Genomic DNA, 17,737 nt, shown 5'->3' on the forward strand with positions numbered 1-17,737 from the left:
TCCTTCTCCCCTTGTGGGAGAAGGTGGCCGAGCGGAGCTCGGTCGGATGAGGGGTGTTGGCCGAAGCGCCAAACTCTCACCCACTGCTACCCGTGCGCCACGAACCAATCGTCGAGCCTTGCTTCCAGTGCCTCGACAATCGCCTCGTCGTCCAGTTCCTCGATCACCTCGGCGACGAACGCCTTGACCAACAGCCCGCGCGCGGTCTTCTCGTCGACGCCGCGCGCCATCAGGTAGAACAGGTGGCTATGGTCGATCTCGGTGACGGTCGCGCCATGGCCGCAGACGACGTCGTCGGCGAAGATTTCGAGCTCAGGCTTGGTCGAGAACTCGCCGTCATCGGACAGAAGCAGCGTGTTGCAGGCCATCTTGGCGTTGGTCTTCTGCGCGTATTGGTGGACGTTGATGCGCCCCTGGAAGACGCCGCGCGCTCTTCCGGTCACCACGTTGCGGATCACTTCCGTCGAGGCGGTGTGCGGCACGGTATGGTCAAGCACCATGGTCACGTCCGTATGGGTGTCGCCGGCAAGCAGGTTGATGCCGCGCAGCGTGAAATCGGCGCCTTCGCCGGTGGTCTTCACCACGATCTCCTGGCGCACCAGCTTGCCGCCGGCATTCATCACGAACAGCGTCAGCTTCGCATCCTTGCCGAGATGCGCCTTGAACTGGGCAAGATGCGTCGCCGTATCCGGCTGTTCCTGCACGATCAGCCACGTCACGTCGGCGCCCTCGTCAAGCAGAATCTGGCTGACCGAACTGACCAGCGCCGCGCCCTCGCCCGCCTGGCGCTCGACGATAACAGCCTTAGCGCCGGCGCCGACGCGGACGCTGAGGCGAACATGCGTCTGGCCGCCGGCCTGCAGGTTCTGCAGTTCGATCGGCTTGTCCAGTTCGGTGCCGTCGGCGATGTCGACAAAATAGCCGTCGGCCACGAAAGCGGTGTTCAGCGCGCCGATGGCATCGTCGACGCCATAGGCATCGAGGCCCGGCGCGATACTGCCGTCGGTCAGTTTCTCCGACAGGCGCTGCACGGCAATGCCCTCGATATCAGGCAGTTTCGCGCTCGACACGCCGTTCAGCACCGGCAGAACAGCGGACCCTTCGACAACAGGCGCAATGGCTCTCGCGACAGCTGCGGGATCGAAATCCGGCACCGAAGTCAGCAGGCGGCGCAGATCGGTGTAGTGCCAGGATTCGATGCGCCGCGTCGGCAGGCCGCTCTTGATCGCTTCGATTGCGTCGTCGCGCTTCAGCATCACCGTGCCGTCACCGGGCAGCAGCGACAGCCGGTCGCTGAAGGCGTCGATCAGCGCCGTTTCGGCCGGCGTCCGCTGGGGTGTCGTGTGTATATTCATCAGTTTCGCCTTGCTTGGCTTGCCTTCTGGGCCTTCTGGCATCTCACGCGGCTTGGCCAATCACGCCGGCATAGCCATTGGCCTCGAGGTCGAGCGCCAGCGACTTGTCGCCCGACTTGACCACCTGGCCTCTGTACAGCACGTGCACACTATCCGGCACGATGTATTGAAGCAGGCGCTGGTAGTGGGTGATGATGACGATGGCGCGGTCTGGCGCGCGCAACGCATTGACGCCTTCCGAGACGATCTTGAGCGCATCGATGTCGAGGCCGGAATCAGTCTCGTCGAGCACGCACAGTTTTGGCTCCAGAAGCTTCATCTGCAGGATCTCGGCGCGCTTCTTCTCGCCGCCGGAGAAGCCGACATTGAGCGGCCGTTTCAGCATCGCCATGTCCATGTCGAGCAAGGCGGCCGCGTCCTTCACGCGCTTCAGGAATTCGGGGATCTTCAGCGGCTCCTCGCCGCGCGCCTTGCGCTGCTCGTTCATCGCCACTTTCAGGAATTCCATCGTCGCCACACCCGGTATCTCCATCGGATACTGGAAGGCGAGAAAGATGCCTGATGTGGCGCGCTCGGCCGGGTCCATTTCGAGGATCGATTGGCCGTTGTAGAGAATGTCGCCTTCTGTGACTTCATAATCCTCGCGCCCGGCGAGGATGTAGGACAGCGTCGATTTTCCCGAGCCGTTGGGGCCCATGATGGCGGCAACCTCGCCGGCCCTCACTGTCAGGTTCAGGCCGCGGATGATCTCGGTGCCGTCATCGACGATACGGGCGTGCAAATTCCTGATCTCAAGCATCTTTTTCTACTTTCGTGTTCTTGTTGTTCTCGACGCTCGGTCCTGGACGGGATATCCCTAAAAGCGCGCCCGCAAGATCGCCAGTAACCAACATCCAGCCAAAAAACCCAACCGCGCCTAGCCCCGCAATTGAACCACCAATAGTCTTTACCGAACTCAGGCCAAACATTGCGCCTATCAGAGCCATCACGGCACCTCCAACAGCCAGCGTCAGCAAGAGCATCAGAACGATGAATATCAAGCTCTCGATTCGCTCGAAGAATTTCCAGGAGCGCCGTTCCATCTAATCAGCCCACCGAGCCTTCCAGCGAAATGCCGATCAGCTTCTGCGCCTCGACTGCGAACTCCATCGGCAGTTGCTGGATGACGTCCTTGACGAAGCCGTTGACGATCAGCGCGATCGCCTCTTCTTCCGGAATGCCGCGCTGCATGACGTAGAACTTCTGGTCCTCGGAGATTTTCGAGGTGGTCGCTTCATGCTCGAACTGCGCCGTTGCGTTCTTGGCTTCCATGTAGGGCACGGTGTGCGCGCCGCACTGGTCGCCGATCAGCAGCGAGTCACAGTTGGTGAAGTTACGAGCATTGGTCGCCTTGCGGTGCGCCGACACCTGGCCGCGATAGGTGTTCTGCGAGAAGCCGGCGGCGATGCCCTTGGAAATGATTCGGCTCGACGTGTTCTTGCCGAGATGGATCATCTTGGTGCCGCTGTCGACCTGCTGGTAGCCGTTCGACACGGCGATCGAATAGAACTCGCCGCTGGAATCGTCTCCGCGCAGGATGCAGCTCGGATATTTCCAGGTAATCGCGGAGCCGGTCTCGACTTGCGTCCACGAAATCTTCGAACGGTGGCCACGGCAGTCGCCGCGCTTGGTGACGAAATTGTAGATGCCGCCCTTGCCCTCGGCGTCGCCGGGGTACCAGTTCTGCACCGTCGAGTATTTGATCTCGGCATCGTCGAGTGCGATCAGTTCGACCACGGCGGCGTGAAGCTGGTTCTCGTCGCGCTGCGGCGCCGTGCAGCCTTCGAGATAGGAGACGTAAGCCCCTTCCTCGGCGATGATCAGCGTGCGCTCGAACTGGCCGGTGTTCTTCTCGTTCATGCGGAAATAGGTCGACAGTTCCATCGGGCAGCGCACGCCCTTGGGCACGAAGACGAAGGAACCGTCGGTGAACACCGCGGAATTCAGCGTGGCGTAGAAATTGTCGGAGGTCGGCACGACCGAACCGAGATATTTCTTCACCAGTTCAGGGTGCTCGCGGATCGCTTCCGAGATCGAGCAGAAGATGACGCCGGCCTGCGCCAACTCCTTCTTGAAGGTGGTAACGACGGAAACCGAATCGAACACGGCGTCGACGGCAACGCGGCCCGACTTATAGACATTGTCGCTGGCTTCCTCGAGTTCCGACGCATCGGTCTTCTGCACGCCGGCAAGGATTTCCTGTTCCTTCAGTGGGATACCGAGCTTTTCGTAGACCCTCAACAGTTCGGGATCGACGTCGCTCAGCGATGTCGGTCCCGGCGTGCTCTTGGGCGCCGCATAATAGTGGAGGTCCTGGAAATCGATCTTCGGATAATGGACGCGCGCCCACTTCGGCTCGTCCAGCGTCACCCAGCGCCGATACGCTTCCAGACGCCATTCCAGCATCCAGGACGGTTCGTCCTTCTTCGCCGAAATGAAGCGGATAATGTCCTCGCTCAGCCCCTTTGGGGCCTTGTCCATCGCGATTTCGGTCTGGAATCCGTATTTGTATTGGTCGACGTCGATCTTTCGGACCCGATCGATCGTGTCCTGCACAGCAGGCATTAGCGTTCTCCATCCACGCCGGGGTCAAGGCCCGGCAGTTTTCAAACTATGGCACCGCGAAACCAGTACCCGTGAGGCACCCAAGGCGGCGTAAGTTCCATATAGTGCGTCCCTGCCGGAAATTCACCCGGCCACCATGAAACGCACGGCTCTACCAGGCCGGAAGACCTGCATCATTCTGCCGCACTCAGGCAGCTTCTTCCCTGCCCCCGCGGCGCGAGGCGATACCTGCCAGCGCAGTGCGGAACAGTTCGATGTCCTCGGCGCTCGTTGCGTGGCCGATGGACACACGCAAAGCGCCAAGGCTGTCACTGTGCCCCATCGCTTTCAGCACATGGCTCGGGCCGACCTTGCCCGAGGAACAGGCGGAACCGGCCGACAGCGCCACGCCCGCCAGATCGAAGGCGATCTGCGCCGTCTCGGCCTTGATGCCCGCAATAGCGAAGAATGTCGTATTGGCAAGCCTCGGCGCGCCGGTTCCGATGACTTCCGCATCCGGCACCAGCGTTTTCACGATGGCCTCGATCTCGTCGCGGCGGCTACCGACCGCATCGATGCTCTTCAATCCGATCAGGGCCTCCCGCGCCGCCGCGCCAAAACCAGCGATCGCGGCCAGATTTTCGGTGCCGCCACGATGACCCTTTTCCTGGCCGCCGCCGGCGATCAACGGCCTAGGCATCATCAGGTCCGAGGCGGCGATAATGGCGCCAACGCCCTTGGGACCACCGATCTTGTGCGAGGACAAAATTAGGTAATCGGCGTAACCCGCTGACATATCAAGCGGAATGCGACCGGCTGCCTGCACGGCGTCGACGATCAGGATGCCGCCGGCCGGCTTGACGATTTCGGCGATGCGGTCGATCGGCTGGATGACGCCGGTCTCGTTGTTGGCGGCATGGATCGCCACCAGCGGCAGGCCGCCTGCCTTGTCATGACGGCCAAGTGCCGAGGCCAACGCGTCCAGCCTGACAATGCCGTCGGCGTCGACGCCGATCCGCGTCACCAGGGCTGCCGGAAAACGCCCGCCACTCAGTATACAAGGATGATCGGCTTCGCAGACATAGAGCCGGCTCATGCGGACAGCGCCGCGCCCCATCTGCCAGTCCGGCGTCAGCAGCGTCGAGGCGGCTTCCGTCGCACCGGAGGTGAAGACGACATGCTCGGCCGTGGCGTTGACCAGCGCCGCCACGTCGCGCCTTGCATGTTCGATCAGCCGCCGTGCGGCGCGGCCCTCGGCATGGACCGACGACGGGTTGGCGGCGGCATCGAGCGCGGCAATCATTGCCGTACGCGCCGCGGCAAGCAGCGGCGCGCTGGCATTGTAGTCGAGATAGGCGCGTGGTCCGGCCATTTTCGTTTCAATCGGTCCCTTCAAGAGCCATTCCGCGAGGTTTGCGCGTTATTTCCTTGAAATTGCAAGGCAAGACGTCCTATTTACGCGGCGTGCGGCGTGGGTAGCCGAGCCATTGCGTTTTGGCCACCCAGTTTTGAACAATTCTAAACTAGCTTCTAGAAAGACGCTCGCCCTGCGTCAAGGCCAGAGGAAGAGTTGTTCCAGGCGCCGCGCATTCTTATGCCATGTGGAGTATTTTATGCCTGAGGTCATTTTCACCGGTCCGGCCGGCCGCCTGGAGGGTCGCTACCAGCCTTCCAAGGAAAAGAGCGCGCCGATTGCCATCATCCTGCACCCGCACCCCCAGTTCGGCGGCACGATGAACAACAAGATCGTCTACGACCTCTTCTACATGTTCCAGAAGCGGGATTTCACCACGCTTCGCTTCAATTTCCGCGGCATCGGCCGCAGCCAGGGCGAATTCGACCACGGCACCGGCGAATTGTCGGATGCGGCCGCGGCACTTGACTGGGTGCAGTCGCTGCATCCGGATTCCAAGAGCTGCTGGGTCGCCGGCTATTCGTTCGGCTCGTGGATCGGCATGCAGCTTCTGATGCGCCGGCCGGAGATTGAAGGCTTCATCTCGATCGCGCCGCAGCCCAACACCTATGATTTCTCGTTCCTGGCGCCCTGCCCGTCGTCAGGCCTCATCATCCATGGCGACGCCGACAAGGTCGCGCCGCCAAAGGACGTGCAGGGGTTGGTCGACAAGCTGCACACGCAAAAGGGCATCACCATCACCCAGAAGACCTTGCCCGGCGCCAACCATTTCTTCTCCAACGACGCGGACCTCCTGCTCCAGGAATGCGCGGACTATCTCGATCGCCGGCTGGCCGGTGAATTGTCCGACCCGCGGCCGAAACGGTTGAGATAGTCGGCAAACAGCGATGTACCAGCCCCCGCATTTCCAGGAAACGCGACAGGACGTCCTGCACGAGCTGATCCGGGCGCATCCGCTTGGGCTGCTGATTTCAAATGGGGCCGAGGGGCCGGTCGCGAACGCGATCCCGTTCCTGCTCGACGCCGAAGTGCCACCAAACGGCAGGCTGCGCGCCCACCTGGCGAGAGCCAATCCGCAATGGCGCCTGCTGGCCGACAGCAAGGCATCGCCCGTGCTGGTCGTCTTCCAGGGCACCGACGCCTATGTGACGCCGTCCTGGTACGAAACCAAGCGCGAAACCGGGAAGGTCGTGCCGACCTGGAACTACGCCATCGTACAGGTGCGCGGTGCCGTCAGGGTGATCGAGGACCAGGATTGGCTGGCCCAGCAGATTTCCGATCTGACGGTATCACAGGAAGCCGCTCGCGAAGCACCCTGGGCTGTGACCGACGCACCAGCCAGCTTCATCCAGTCGCAGATCAAGGGCATTGTCGGGCTGGAAATCGAGATCACGGATATGCAAGGCAAGTGGAAGGTCAGCCAGAACCGGCCCATCGCCGACCGTAGCGGTGTCGCCGAGGGGCTCGAGAGCGAGGACCCGAACTCGCCCGACATGGTCCGGCTTGTACGATCCTACGGCGGACTGGACGACAGATAGGACCGACCTTGTGCAAGGTCGCAGCCTGGAGACTCCCAGGGATTTGCTGCGGCCAGGAAGGCATCGGTGTCGACCTTACCGGCTTGCGCCACGTCGCGCTGAGAGGCAGTCGCTCAATCGACCTTCGTCATCGCCGCCTTGCGCTCGTTGGCGATCAACCACAGGTTGCGGATGTAGATGAACAGGCCCAGGGCCTGGCCGGCGATGAACACCGGATCCTGCCGCTGGATGGCGTAGATCAGCAGCAGGCTGCCGCCGAACAGCGAAAAGAACCAGAAAGCGATCGGCACGACGCTGCGCTTGGCTTTTTCCGATGCGACCCACTGCACGACGAAGCGCATGCTGAAAAAGAACTGGGCGACAAAGCCGAGCAGAATCCACGTATCGAACTGCTTGACGAAGACGTCGTGAAGCCAGGTCGCCAGTTCCTGAAGCACGTTAGCCATGCCGGATTTCCTCTGTTTTTGGCATCCTGCGGCGCCGGCGGCGCAGCCACCAGACACCGGCGAGATCAACCACCCCTTGCAGGCCGCGGTCGAAAATTCCGTAATTCGACTTGCCGTGGCGGCGAGAGCGGTCGACCACGTCGCAATGCACGACGCGATACCCCTCCTGGATGACGAGGGCCGGAACAAAGCGGTGCGTGCCGTCGAAGAACGGCAATTTCCTGAGGATGTCGGTATGGATCGCCTTCAGGCCGCAGCCCGTGTCGCGGGTCTCGTCATGCAGGACGGCCTTTCTCAGCCAGTTGGCAAAACGCGACGCCAGTTGCTTGATCTTGCTGTCGCGACGTTTCAGGCGCTGCCCTTGCGCAACGCCGAAACCGGGACCGGCCTGCCGCAGCGCATCGACCAGCACCGGAATGTATTTGGGATCGTTCTGGCCGTCGCCATCGATCGTGGCGACGATATCGCCGCGGGCCGCCCATGCGCCCGAACGCACAGAGAGAGACTGGCCGGCGGATTTTTCATGCCGGAGGTGGCGAAGCGGAAACGGGCGAAGCACTGCCTGGGCGGCAAGCACCGAGGTGGTCTCATCGGTCGAACCGTCATTGACGACGATCACCTCGAAGTCGCGCCCGGCCATCGCCGCCCCGATCTCATCAAGCAGAAGCGGCAGGTTCGCCGCCTCGTTCCGGCAAGGAATGACGATGGATATCTCCGGCATTTCGCGTCGGGCTCTGTCACAGGATATTGGCATTCGATTCGATGCCGGGCGGTGCCGTTCCAGCGGGTCAGGTGCGGCGAGAACCCGCTGGCGCGGCGCCTCATTACGCCAGCCCAAACGATGAAGCAAGGATGCAGCCGGAAGGCGAGCTTGCGCCGTTTCACGACCCCGTGATTGCGTTCGCACCGAACCGGTCATGTAGAACGCGACCGCACGCAAAACCGGATTCCCCTTTTGCTGACCGCGCTTGGATGCTAAACGCCCGCGTTCACGCATACCACGCCCGATCCGCTTCGGTTGGGCGCTTTCGGGAAAGAAAAGATGTCCGCCTTCAAATCCGATTTCCTGCGCATTATGAGCGAACGCGGTTTCATCCACCAGATTTCGGATGATGCCGGCCTCGACCAGCTTTTCGCCAAGGAAACGGTGACCGCCTATGTCGGCTACGACGCCACGGCGACCAGCCTGCATATCGGCAATCTGATTTCCGCGACCATGCTCTACTGGCTGCAGGAGACCGGCCACCGGCCGATCGCGCTGATGGGCGGCGGCACCTCGATGATCGGCGACCCGTCCTTCCGCGACGACCAGCGCAAGCTTTTGACGCCTGAGGCCATCGCCACCAACATCGAAGGCATCAAACGCATCTTTGGCCGCATCCTGCGTTTCGGCGACGGTCCGAACGACGCGATCATGATCAACAATGCAGACTGGCTGATGAAGCTCAACTATGTCGAATTCCTGCGCGATGTCGGACGGCATTTTTCGGTCAACCGCATGCTGACCTTCGACAGCGTCAAGCTGAGGCTCGAGCGCGAACAATCGCTGTCGTTCCTCGAATTCAATTACATGATCCTGCAGGGCTATGATTTCGTCGAGCTCAGCCGGCGATATGGCTGCCGCCTGCAGATGGGCGGATCGGACCAGTGGGGCAACATCATCAACGGCGTCGATCTCGGACACCGCATGGGTACGCCGCAGCTTTATGCCCTGACCACACCGCTGCTGACGACGTCATCCGGCGCCAAGATGGGCAAATCGGCGAAGGGCGCGGTCTGGCTGAACGGCGACCTCTACTCGCCCTATGATTTCTGGCAGTACTGGCGCAACACCGAGGACGCCGACGTCACGCGCTTCCTCAAGATTTTCACCCGCCTGCCGCTCACCGAGATCGCCCGGCTCGCCGCGCTTGGCGGCTCCGAGATCAACGAGGCCAAGAAGGTCCTGGCCACAGAAACGACGGCCATCGTGCACGGCCGCGCGGCAGCCGAGCAAGCCGAGGAAACCGCGCGCAAGACGTTCGAAGAAGGCGCGCTGGCCGAAACGCTGCCGACCGTTGAGGTCGGCAAGGCCGATCTGGAAAGCGGCGTCGGCATATTGTCGCTGTTCGTTACCGCCGGGCTGGCGGCGTCCAACGGCGAGGCGCGGCGACACATCCAGGGCGGCGCTGTGCGGCTGAACGACCAGTCCGTTTCCGATGATCGCCGGTTGGTGACACTTCAGGATCTCGGCCCGGAACAAGTCGTAAAACTGTCGCTCGGAAAGAAAAAACACGTTCTGGTGCGGCCAGTCTGACCAGCGCCTGATCGATCCCGATGGAATCGGGATGGGGCTCCATTAGCCCTTTTCCGAAACCGGTTTCACTTCTTGCTACGCTGACCTTCGGTTCGGGATCACGGCCTAGGTAAAACTTAATCAGGTAGCTACTGAGAATGGCCGAGATGGGTTGCCATTCGTCTCATCGATCGGAACGAGCAGGTAGCGCCATCTCCAGACCTTCTCGAATGTGGTCTCGTACGTCGCGGCCCGCCGTTACAGACCTCCGCCCCGAGGCAAGAGCACCGTCAAACCCTGACCCTCCAAGACATTCAGTTGGCGCACGAACGGCCGCCATCGAGTGGAAAGCCGCCTTTGAGCCTGTGATGATGATCAGGTGTCGTGGAAGGGGGGCAAGAGCCGACGTGATAGGCCATAGGCCCCAACTTTTTACGCGGTGGAAACTTGCATGTTCGAGAGCAAGTGCGCGGACGCATACGCTTCGCGTATATTGTGTAGGCGAAGGACCCGGCGCTCTAGCGACCGCATAAGAAGGGCCTCGCGAGTTACCGCTCAGATGCGCGAAACCCTGGCTCTTCCGTCGATGATCTCGCCGTCGGGAATTCGTGCGTTAATCATACCTTCCTTCCGTCCCGCCGAGGGGGCTGCTTTCACAAGGGTATGCGCCCGCCGTATTAAGATATTGCCGGAAACGTGACGACGAAGCAGGCGCCGCCGCCGGACGGCGATTTGTGGTGCACAGTTGCGCCGTGGTGCAAGGCGATTTGGCGCACCAGCGACAGTCCGAGGCCCCAGCCGCCGGCCATCTCGCTGCGGCCCTGTGGTCGGAAGAACGGCTCGAAGACGCGCTCGCTGGTACCTTCCGGCAGGCCCGGTCCGTGATCGCGCACCTTGAGCACCACAGAGCCGCCTTCGGTTCCCACATGCGCGCTGACCGGCGGGCTGCCATGTCTCTGCGCGTTCTGCATGAGATTGCGAACCAGCCGCGTGAGCAGTGTCGGGTCGCCCGACACGATGCCGGGTTCGCCCGACACGTCGACGCCGGAGCGCGCGCCTTCCTCGGCCGTAAGCGCCAGCAGATCCACCGGCTCCACCCGTTCCAGCTTCTCGATATGGTCGAGCCTGCTGGCAAGCAGGATTTCCTCCACCAGCGCATCGAGTTCGGCGAGGTCACGCACGATCTCGTCGCGCATCGGGCCGCTCTGTCCGTCGGCGTTGAGGTCGATCGCCATGCGCAGGCGCGCAAGCGGCGAGCGCAACTCGTGACTGGCATTGGCAAGGAGCGAGCGGTGCGCGACAAGCAGCCGCTCGATCTGCTCGGCGGCGCGGTTGAAGCTCGCCGCCACCGCCGCAACCTCATCGTTGCCCCTCACTGCGACGCGCGTGTCAAGGGCGCCTTTGCCCCAGCGATCCACGCCCTGGCGCAATGCTTCAAGGCGGCGTGTAAGATGACGCACGACCGGAAAGGCGGCAAGCCCTATCACCGCCGCGATCAGCGCGAGAAAGGCAAGTGGGCTGCGGCCGGCCGGGCCGAACGGCACTCTCAGCCGCGCCGCGATCACCCTTCCGTCCGGCTGCCGGCTGATCAGCAGGTGATGCCCGCCGGGACGCATCTTGCGCCGCGATCCGATCTCTTGCGGGGGGATCGGCCGACCGGCCGCTGCAAGCAGCCGACCCTGCGGTCCGTAGACGGAGATGTCGGCATCGAAGGCCGCCGAAAGCCGCTCGACCGTCGCCTGCAGCAAGGCGGGGTCGGAGTCTGCCGGCAGCATCGCCTCGATGAAGGCGTCGCGCCGGCCACTCCAGCCGGCATGTTCGCGTTCCTGGCCCATGCGTACGAAGATCGCGCTGGCGATCGCCACTACGGCGAGGCTGACGAGCACGGTGAGATAGATCTTGACGAAAAGGCTGCTGCGCATGGCTTATCTGTCACCGTCCTGGAAACGGGCAAAGACATAGCCCGCGCCGCGTACCGTAAGGATGCGGCGAGGATGTCTCGGATCGATCTCGATCGCGGCGCGGATGCGCGAGACATGCACGTCGATCGACCGGTCGAACGCTTCCAGTTCTTCGCCCTTGACCATGTCCATGAGCTGCTCGCGCGACAGCGTGCGCCCGGCATTTTCGGCGAGCGCCACCAGCAGGTCGAACTGGTAGCTGGTCATCGGGCAGTCGCGCCCGTCGACGCGGGCCGAGCGCGAGGAAGGGTCGATCTCCAGCCGTCCGAAGCGGAGGATGCGCGGGGAGGCGTTCGCGCCGGCGTTGCGGCGGCGCAGGATTGCCTTCAGCCGCGCCAGCAACTCGCGCGGATTGAACGGCTTCGGCAGATAATCGTCGGCGCCTATTTCCAACCCCACGATGCGGTCGGTCTCGTCGCCTCGCGCCGTCAGCATCAGAACCGGCACATCGAAGTTCGCGCGGATGCGCTTGAGCGCCTCGAAGCCGTCCATGTCAGGCAGCATGACGTCGAGTATCACGGCATCGGGCGACAGCCGCGCGATCTCGGCAATGCCTGCGCCAGCCGTCTCCGCCGCTCGCACACGAAAGCCGTTGCCCGTCAGATATTCCGCGAGCATGGCGGACAGGCGCCTGTCGTCGTCGACGATGAGAACCTGGTCCGCCATGCTCGTTTGTTTGCTCCGATTCGAAACTGTGCCGGCACAGAGCTTACCAGCGGCGGTGCCAGCCGCGATCCTCGAAATGTTCGACCAGCTCCGCCCGTTGCTCGGCCGTCAGCACCTCGGCGGCGTCGAGCAGCGCCGTCGTCAGCTTGCGCGAGGCCTCGTCGACCGCCGCGATGCGCTCGGCTCGCAGCTTCTCCGCTGCCTCGCGGTCGATGGTTGCGGCGCCGAGCAGCTTGGCGACATCGTCTCGCGTGTCGCGGAAGCCGCGCATGATCGGGCGGACATCGTCGTGGAGCTTGTCCATGATCGCCTCCAGCTTGTCTTCCTGCTCGGGTGTGGCGTCGACCTCATCGAGCATGCGCTCAAAGTGATGGCCGCCGAAACCCGGGCCGCCAAACCCCATGCCGTGGCGGAAATTGGCCTGCATGTGCATGCCGGGACCGCCGTCGCTCTCGCCCATGCTGAAGCGCTGCATGCGCCCGTAATCCTGGCTGAGCGCGCCGGCGACGCCGACGCCGGCAAGCGCCGCTATCGCAATGCCGCCTATGGCGATGCGCTTGCCCCAGCTCTTCTTCTGCGGGGTGCCGGAGAGGCCGGCCGGTTCCTGATGGTTCGTTTCCATGATGCTGGTCCTTTCGCTAATGCGGCATCTCTGCCGCGACTGGGCCAGACTAGGAGCGCAATGTTTCGGCCGTTGCGGGCGAGTGTAAAGTTGTGTGAAGCCGGCAAGGCGCTATTGCGGCGGAGCAGCGGGAGTGCTGCGGTGGTTCTCCACCCTACCTGAAACCCCGCGTCTTGAGCTTGATCTGATCGATGTGGCCGTAAGGGTCAATCTTTACGGTTTGCTGAAGGATGCGCCACTTGCCGACCTCAGCACCTCTAAGCGCGAACGTCTGGTGTGATGCCCGATGCGGGCGTTCGTAGGGCATCTCGCTGTTACATCGCGGTGACAAAAGCACCGCCACGGTGGCGTCAACCGGTTACACAGAGCAGGAAATATCTCCGGCCTTCTGGGAGTGGTCAGCGTCCCCAGAGGCTGCGTGGGCGTGTCGTCGGGTTGGCTGTTAGCGCGGCGACTGGAACGCTCGCAAGCGGGATAGCGAAGTCTCGTGAAGGCAAGGTCAAGCTGCGTTCTCCGTTCTGTATCGGCGACGGGCGGCGACTGGGAGAGATGGATACCATGCACGTAGGGCGTCCGGAAGTTGGCAGGACATGGACGCGGGGCGGCCCGCGTGCAGGCGCCTGGCTGAGCGGTGCAATGACCACGCAGCGCCGCCTCGCAGCGATCCTGGCTTGCGACGTGGTCGGCTATTCGCGCCTGACGGAGCGCGACGAGCGCGGCACGCTCGAGCGGCTGAAGATCTACCGCAAGGACCTCCTCGAACCACTGGTCTCCGAGCACCAGGGTCGGATCGTCAAGCTCACCGGCGACGGCATGCTGTGCGAGTTCGCGAGCGTCGTTAACGCGGTGACCTCGGCGATGGCGATCCAGCAGGCCCTGGCAGAACACGAGGCGGAGACGCCCGAGGAAGAGCGGATTCGCTTCCGCATCGGCGTCAATCTCGGCGACGTGGTCTGCGAGGAGGACGGCGACCTCTACGGCGACGGGGTCAACATCGCCGCCCGCCTCGAAAGCATCGCCGATCCCGGCACCGTGGTCGTCTCGGGCACCGCCTACGACCACCTTCAGGGCAAGCTCGACTGCGGCTTCACGCCGCTCGGCGACCTGCGCCTCAAGAACATCGAGCGGCCTGTGCGCGCCTACCGCGTCGAGACCGACGCCAGCGCCTCGGTGACTGCACTGCCTCCCCTGCCCGAGAAACCCTCGATCGCGGTTCTGCCTTTCACCAACATGAGCCGCGATCCCGACCAGGAATACTTCGCCGACGGGCTGGTGGAGGACATCATCACGGGATTGAGCCGAGTGAACTCCTTCTTCGTGATCGCCCGCAACTCGTCCTTCACCTATAAGGGCCGGGCGGTGGACCTGCGCCAGGTCGGGCGCGAGCTGGGCGTCCGCTACGTGCTCGAAGGCAGCATCCGCAGAGCAGGATCGCGGGTGCGCATCAGCGGGCAGTTGGTGGACGCGATCAGCGGACACCATGTCTGGGCCGACCGCTTCGAGGGCGACGTGAGCGACATCTTCGACCTGCAGGACAAGGTGACCGAGAGCGTCGTCGGCGCCGTCGAGCCGAGCATCCGGCTGGAGGAGATCAAGCAGGCGCGCATGAAGCCGACCGACTACATCAGCGCCTACGACCTCTACCTTCGCGCGCTGCCGCGCTTCTACAGCATGACGCGCGAAGGCTTTGCCGACGTGCGCCGGCTCACCAACGAGGCGCTCAGCATCGACCCTAGCTTCAACTTGGCGAAGGCACTCGGCGCCTATATCCGCAGCCTATCCGTGAGCCAGTGCTGGCACGAGCCCGACGATACCCGAGTCGCCGCGCGCATGGCGCGCGAGGTACTGGCGGAAGCGCGCGACGACCCCACCAGCCTACGCTTCGCCGCGCAGGTGATCGCCTACAGCGCGAAGGACTACGAGATGGCGCTGGGCACGATCGAACGATCCCTGCTGCTCAACCCCAATTCGGCGCAGGGCCATACGGGCAGCGGCTGGGTGAACGCACATTCCAGCCGCCCGCTCGTTGCGATCGAGCACTTTCACAGGGCAATGCGGCTGAGCCCGGTCGACCCCGAGAAGGGCATCGCGCTCTCCGGCATCGGGATGAGCTACCTGATGCTCGAGCGCTACGAAGAAGCGCTGGCATGGGGAGAACGCGCGCTGCACGAGATGCCGAACTACGGCTCCTCGCACCGGGTGGTGATCATGGCGCTGGTCAAACTCAACCGGCTGGACGAGGCGCAGGCGGCGGCGCGGCGGCTGATGGAGGCGTTCCCGACCTACACGCTCACCCTGCAGAGACAGATCAACCCGTGGCGGGACAAGGTATTCGCCGAGAGTTACGTCGAGGCGCTGGGCATCTCCGGCGTGCCGGAGTGATCGTCGCGGTTGCAAAGATGCGCTCTCCTGCGCGTCACCTCCGGCCAGGCGACGTCCCTTGGTCCCGCGTCGCTTCTGGAAGGATAGTTCTCTGGCCGGCTTGTCCGAGGACTGAGCGCGTAGAGCAGCCGTGAACAGCCGGCGAGCTCTCTGTTAGGTTCGCGTCGAACTCCGGCTTCCACCCTGACGAGACCTACCGACGGTCCAGACAAATGTCGCCGTTGGGTCAAACCACGTCGGCAAGCGTGACCCGTTTGGAATGTCGGCTTTCAGAAGCAGCGAAAGTACCCCCAACGACCGAGATTGGGGCACGAAGCGGACGGATAGCCTTTGCACGTAAAATGCAATCGCACGGTTCGAGGGGTACCCACGAGCCAAGGAAAATTGAAGCCCAAATCAACGCGCCTAACTAGTCGCGCTCGGAAGCCGCATTGATGCGATCGAGTTCGCAGCCACCTGGCGGAAGGTTCTGATCCGCCCTTTCTTGCTGCTGCGGTAGGAAGACTTCTTGTTTCAGCCATAAGCCCAAATTGCTGGATTTGGCAGCCCAGGAAGGATAGGCTTGGTTTTTGGTTCAAGCGATGGAACAGAGACTAGCCGCAATTCTGGCTGCCGATATGGCGGGCTACAGTCGGCTAATGGAGGCCGACGAAACCGGCACGCTCGCACGCCTTCGGACCCATCGCATAGAACTGGTCGATCCCGCCATCGCGAAGAACAAGGGCCGGATCATCAAGACCACCGGAGACGGCATGCTCGTTGAGTTCCAGAGCGTGACCGATGCCGTGAAATGCGCCGTGGAAATCCAACAGCGCATGAAACGGCGCAATTCGGATGTGCCGCAAGAACGGCGTATCGAATTCAGGATCGGCATAAATCTCGGCGACATCATTTTCGACGATGAGGACATTTTCGGCGACGGCGTCAATATTGCCTCGCGCATCGAGCAACTCGCCGACGTCGGCGGTATCTGCGTGACCGCAGCGGTGGCGACCCAAATTGCCGACCGTCTCGAAATTGCCATGGAGGACCTGGGCGAGAAGACGTTAAAGAACATCAGCCGCCCGGTTCGCCTCTATCGCATTGGGTTTGACAGTCATGTCCTGCCAGAAGTCGAGGCAAAGCGATCCATCTCGAAACCTTCGATAGTGGTGCTGCCATTCAACAACATGAGCGGCGACCCCGAGCAGGAATTTTTCGCGGACGGACTGACCGAGGACATCATCACCGAACTGTCCCGCCACCATGAGCTGTTCGTCATCTCGCGCAATTCCAGCTTCGTCTACAAGAACCGCGCCGTGAATGTGCGCGAGGTGGCCGAGAAACTCGACGTCCAATACCTGGTGGAGGGAAGCGTCCGCAAGATCGGCGACAGGGTGCGCGTGACGGTTCAGCTCATCGACACGGCGAATGACGCTCATATTTGGGCAGACAAATATGACCGGAAGCTGGACGACATATTCGCGATTCAGGATGAGGTGACCGCGGCGATCGCAGCCACGCTGCCCGGTCGTGTCGAGGCGGCTCAGCGGGACCAGCTCGCCCGGGCGAAACCTGCAAACATGGCCGCGTATGAATGTGTGCTTGCTGCCAAGGTGCTGCATCACCGAAGCACGCTTGCGGATAATGAACGCGCGCAAACCTTGATAGGCAGGGCCGTCGCGCTCGACCCCGATTATGCCCATGCCCATGCCTGGCGGGCCTGCATTCTTGGCCAGGCCTGGGTCCATAACTGGTGCCAAGACAGGGATGCCGTCTGGAACGACATCATGGCAGCGCTGGACAGGGCGCTGGCGCTGGACGACAACGATGCCGATGTCCACCGCATCCTCGCCGCAGTGAACGTGAACAACAATGAGCTGACCACAGCGCGCTACCATCAAGAGCGCGCCCTCGCCCTCAATCCCAATTACGACCTCGTGGTGGTGCAGCAAGGCGAGTTATTGACGTGGCTGGGGAGGCCGGAAGAGGGAATTGAATGGATCCGCAAGGCAATGCAGTTGAACCCGCACCACCCGGAGAGGTTCTGGAGCCATCTGGGAAAGGCGCATTTCGCCGCGCACCAGTATGGCGAGGCGATCGAAGCTTTCATGCATCTGTCAACCATGGACTCGGTTCAGCACGCTTTCGCCGCTGCCTGCTACGGCTGGCTCGGCGACGAAATCGCGGCCGCGGCGCATCTAGGCAAGATCAGAACGCTCGATCCCCAATTCGACCTCGATTCATTTATCGCCACCCTGCACTATGCCCAGGAGTCTGATGTGCAGCACGTCCGCGAAGGACTGCTGAAAGCCGGTATTGCCTAGCCAGCCCGTAACTACGAACCAGATCCAATCGGGGACAGGCAAAAAAGACCGGCCCCCCACCCAAGGACGAAGCCGCGAGCGCCGCACAGGGCGCCGCGCGGGGGGGGACACGGGTGGATGGGGGGGATTTAACCCGGGGGGGTCCCACGGGGGCCAAACAAGGGGCGGCGATATGGTTGGGTGTTTTAC

The 17,737-nt window shown here is 62.6% G+C and carries 16 protein-coding genes; 6 read left to right on the forward strand and 10 right to left on the reverse strand.

The features are described from left to right. Positions 1-86: 86 nt before the first annotated feature. From sufD to AC0L3I_RS34210, 5 genes are all read right to left on the reverse strand, one after another. The gene (gene sufD / locus AC0L3I_RS34190; protein WP_473529859.1) at positions 87-1,355 is read right to left on the reverse strand and encodes a Fe-S cluster assembly protein SufD; all 1,269 of its coding nucleotides are present in this window, start codon (positions 1,353-1,355) and stop codon (positions 87-89) included. A 43-nt stretch (positions 1,356-1,398) separates the two neighbouring features. Further along, on the reverse strand, positions 1,399-2,154 hold the full coding sequence (gene sufC, locus AC0L3I_RS34195; RefSeq protein ID WP_473529860.1) for a Fe-S cluster assembly ATPase SufC: 756 nt from the start codon (positions 2,152-2,154) through the stop codon (positions 1,399-1,401). Beyond that, complete coding sequence (locus AC0L3I_RS34200; protein ID WP_473529861.1) at positions 2,147-2,437, reverse strand: hypothetical protein; 291 nt, start codon at positions 2,435-2,437, stop codon at positions 2,147-2,149. The genes sufC and AC0L3I_RS34200 overlap by 8 nt, the downstream gene beginning before the upstream one ends. A 4-nt stretch (positions 2,438-2,441) precedes the next feature. Continuing rightward, positions 2,442-3,959 (reverse strand): Fe-S cluster assembly protein SufB, encoded by a 1,518-nt coding sequence (sufB, locus tag AC0L3I_RS34205; protein WP_473529862.1) that lies wholly within the window; start codon positions 3,957-3,959, stop codon positions 2,442-2,444. Positions 3,960-4,146: 187 nt separating this feature from the next. Beyond that, a complete protein-coding gene (locus AC0L3I_RS34210) occupies positions 4,147-5,310 on the reverse strand; it encodes a cysteine desulfurase family protein (protein WP_473529863.1) in 1,164 nt (387 codons plus the stop codon). 241 nt (positions 5,311-5,551) lie between these two features. Between AC0L3I_RS34210 and AC0L3I_RS34215 the strand changes: the two genes are divergently transcribed. Together AC0L3I_RS34215 and AC0L3I_RS34220 are read left to right on the forward strand one after the other, a co-directional pair. Further along, positions 5,552-6,226: an alpha/beta hydrolase gene (locus tag AC0L3I_RS34215; protein WP_027154148.1), complete on the forward strand. Its 675-nt coding sequence runs from the start codon at positions 5,552-5,554 to the stop codon at positions 6,224-6,226. 13 nt (positions 6,227-6,239) lie between these two features. Further along, positions 6,240-6,890 carry an FMN-binding negative transcriptional regulator gene (locus AC0L3I_RS34220; protein WP_473529864.1) on the forward strand — a complete coding sequence of 217 codons (651 nt, stop codon included), beginning with the start codon at positions 6,240-6,242 and terminating at the stop codon, positions 6,888-6,890. A gap of 113 nt (positions 6,891-7,003) precedes the next feature. Here AC0L3I_RS34220 and AC0L3I_RS34225 read toward each other — a convergent pair whose 3' ends face one another. Together AC0L3I_RS34225 and AC0L3I_RS34230 are read right to left on the reverse strand one after the other, a co-directional pair. After that, positions 7,004-7,336 (reverse strand): lipid-A-disaccharide synthase N-terminal domain-containing protein, encoded by a 333-nt coding sequence (locus tag AC0L3I_RS34225; RefSeq protein ID WP_029353575.1) that lies wholly within the window; start codon positions 7,334-7,336, stop codon positions 7,004-7,006. Then, complete coding sequence (locus tag AC0L3I_RS34230; protein ID WP_473487893.1) at positions 7,329-8,057, reverse strand: glycosyltransferase family 2 protein; 729 nt, start codon at positions 8,055-8,057, stop codon at positions 7,329-7,331. Before AC0L3I_RS34230 ends, AC0L3I_RS34225 begins: the two co-directional genes overlap by 8 nt. Positions 8,058-8,378: 321 nt before the next feature. Here AC0L3I_RS34230 and tyrS point away from each other — a divergent pair, with 321 nt between their 5' ends. Continuing rightward, a complete protein-coding gene (gene tyrS / locus AC0L3I_RS34235) occupies positions 8,379-9,632 on the forward strand; it encodes a tyrosine--tRNA ligase (protein WP_473529865.1) in 1,254 nt (417 codons plus the stop codon). Between the two features lie 656 nt (positions 9,633-10,288). Here the strand turns inward: tyrS and AC0L3I_RS34240 are convergent. The 3 genes from AC0L3I_RS34240 to AC0L3I_RS34250 are packed head-to-tail and all read right to left on the reverse strand — an operon-like array spanning position 10,289 to position 12,860. After that, positions 10,289-11,533 (reverse strand): sensor histidine kinase, encoded by a 1,245-nt coding sequence (locus tag AC0L3I_RS34240; protein WP_473529866.1) that lies wholly within the window; start codon positions 11,531-11,533, stop codon positions 10,289-10,291. 3 nt (positions 11,534-11,536) lie between these two features. Beyond that, positions 11,537-12,238, reverse strand: a complete 702-nt coding sequence (locus AC0L3I_RS34245; protein WP_473529867.1) for a response regulator — start codon at positions 12,236-12,238, stop codon at positions 11,537-11,539. 43 nt (positions 12,239-12,281) lie between these two features. Further along, the gene (locus AC0L3I_RS34250; protein WP_473529868.1) at positions 12,282-12,860 is read right to left on the reverse strand and encodes a Spy/CpxP family protein refolding chaperone; all 579 of its coding nucleotides are present in this window, start codon (positions 12,858-12,860) and stop codon (positions 12,282-12,284) included. Positions 12,861-12,993: 133 nt separating this feature from the next. On the opposite strand from AC0L3I_RS34250, the gene AC0L3I_RS34255 reads away from it, so the two are divergent. The 3 genes from AC0L3I_RS34255 (at position 12,994) to AC0L3I_RS34265 (ending at position 17,548) form a co-directional block, all read left to right on the forward strand. After that, entirely contained in the window at positions 12,994-13,140 is a 147-nt protein-coding gene (locus AC0L3I_RS34255; RefSeq protein WP_473487888.1) for a hypothetical protein, read from the forward strand. Positions 13,141-13,496: 356 nt separating this feature from the next. Beyond that, entirely contained in the window at positions 13,497-15,242 is a 1,746-nt protein-coding gene (locus AC0L3I_RS34260) for an adenylate/guanylate cyclase domain-containing protein (RefSeq protein WP_473529869.1), read from the forward strand. 581 nt (positions 15,243-15,823) lie between these two features. Beyond that, positions 15,824-17,548: an adenylate/guanylate cyclase domain-containing protein gene (locus tag AC0L3I_RS34265; RefSeq protein ID WP_473529870.1), complete on the forward strand. Its 1,725-nt coding sequence runs from the start codon at positions 15,824-15,826 to the stop codon at positions 17,546-17,548. Positions 17,549-17,737 lie beyond the last annotated feature (189 nt).

The organism is Mesorhizobium sp. WSM4840 (assembly GCF_055811755.1).

Bases quoted from the DNA above. Each gene is read 5' to 3' on its own strand.
- AC0L3I_RS34240 (WP_473529866.1), bottom strand. From the start codon at position 11,533: ATGCGCAGCAGCCTTTTCGTCAAGATCTATCTCACCGTGCTCGTCAGC.
- AC0L3I_RS34260 (WP_473529869.1), top strand. From the start codon at position 13,497: ATGACCACGCAGCGCCGCCTCGCAGCGATCCTGGCTTGCGACGTGGTC.
- AC0L3I_RS34215 (WP_027154148.1), top strand. From the start codon at position 5,552: ATGCCTGAGGTCATTTTCACCGGTCCGGCCGGCCGCCTGGAGGGTCGC.
- AC0L3I_RS34245 (WP_473529867.1), bottom strand. From the start codon at position 12,238: ATGGCGGACCAGGTTCTCATCGTCGACGACGACAGGCGCCTGTCCGCC.
- AC0L3I_RS34210 (WP_473529863.1), bottom strand. From the start codon at position 5,310: ATGGCCGGACCACGCGCCTATCTCGACTACAATGCCAGCGCGCCGCTG.
- AC0L3I_RS34225 (WP_029353575.1), bottom strand. From the start codon at position 7,336: ATGGCTAACGTGCTTCAGGAACTGGCGACCTGGCTTCACGACGTCTTC.
- AC0L3I_RS34250 (WP_473529868.1), bottom strand. From the start codon at position 12,860: ATGGAAACGAACCATCAGGAACCGGCCGGCCTCTCCGGCACCCCGCAG.
- tyrS (WP_473529865.1), top strand. From the start codon at position 8,379: ATGTCCGCCTTCAAATCCGATTTCCTGCGCATTATGAGCGAACGCGGT.
- AC0L3I_RS34230 (WP_473487893.1), bottom strand. From the start codon at position 8,057: ATGCCGGAGATATCCATCGTCATTCCTTGCCGGAACGAGGCGGCGAAC.
- sufD (WP_473529859.1), bottom strand. From the start codon at position 1,355: ATGAATATACACACGACACCCCAGCGGACGCCGGCCGAAACGGCGCTG.
- sufC (WP_473529860.1), bottom strand. From the start codon at position 2,154: ATGCTTGAGATCAGGAATTTGCACGCCCGTATCGTCGATGACGGCACC.
- sufB (WP_473529862.1), bottom strand. From the start codon at position 3,959: ATGCCTGCTGTGCAGGACACGATCGATCGGGTCCGAAAGATCGACGTC.
- AC0L3I_RS34265 (WP_473529870.1), top strand. From the start codon at position 15,824: ATGGAACAGAGACTAGCCGCAATTCTGGCTGCCGATATGGCGGGCTAC.
- AC0L3I_RS34220 (WP_473529864.1), top strand. From the start codon at position 6,240: ATGTACCAGCCCCCGCATTTCCAGGAAACGCGACAGGACGTCCTGCAC.
- AC0L3I_RS34200 (WP_473529861.1), bottom strand. From the start codon at position 2,437: ATGGAACGGCGCTCCTGGAAATTCTTCGAGCGAATCGAGAGCTTGATA.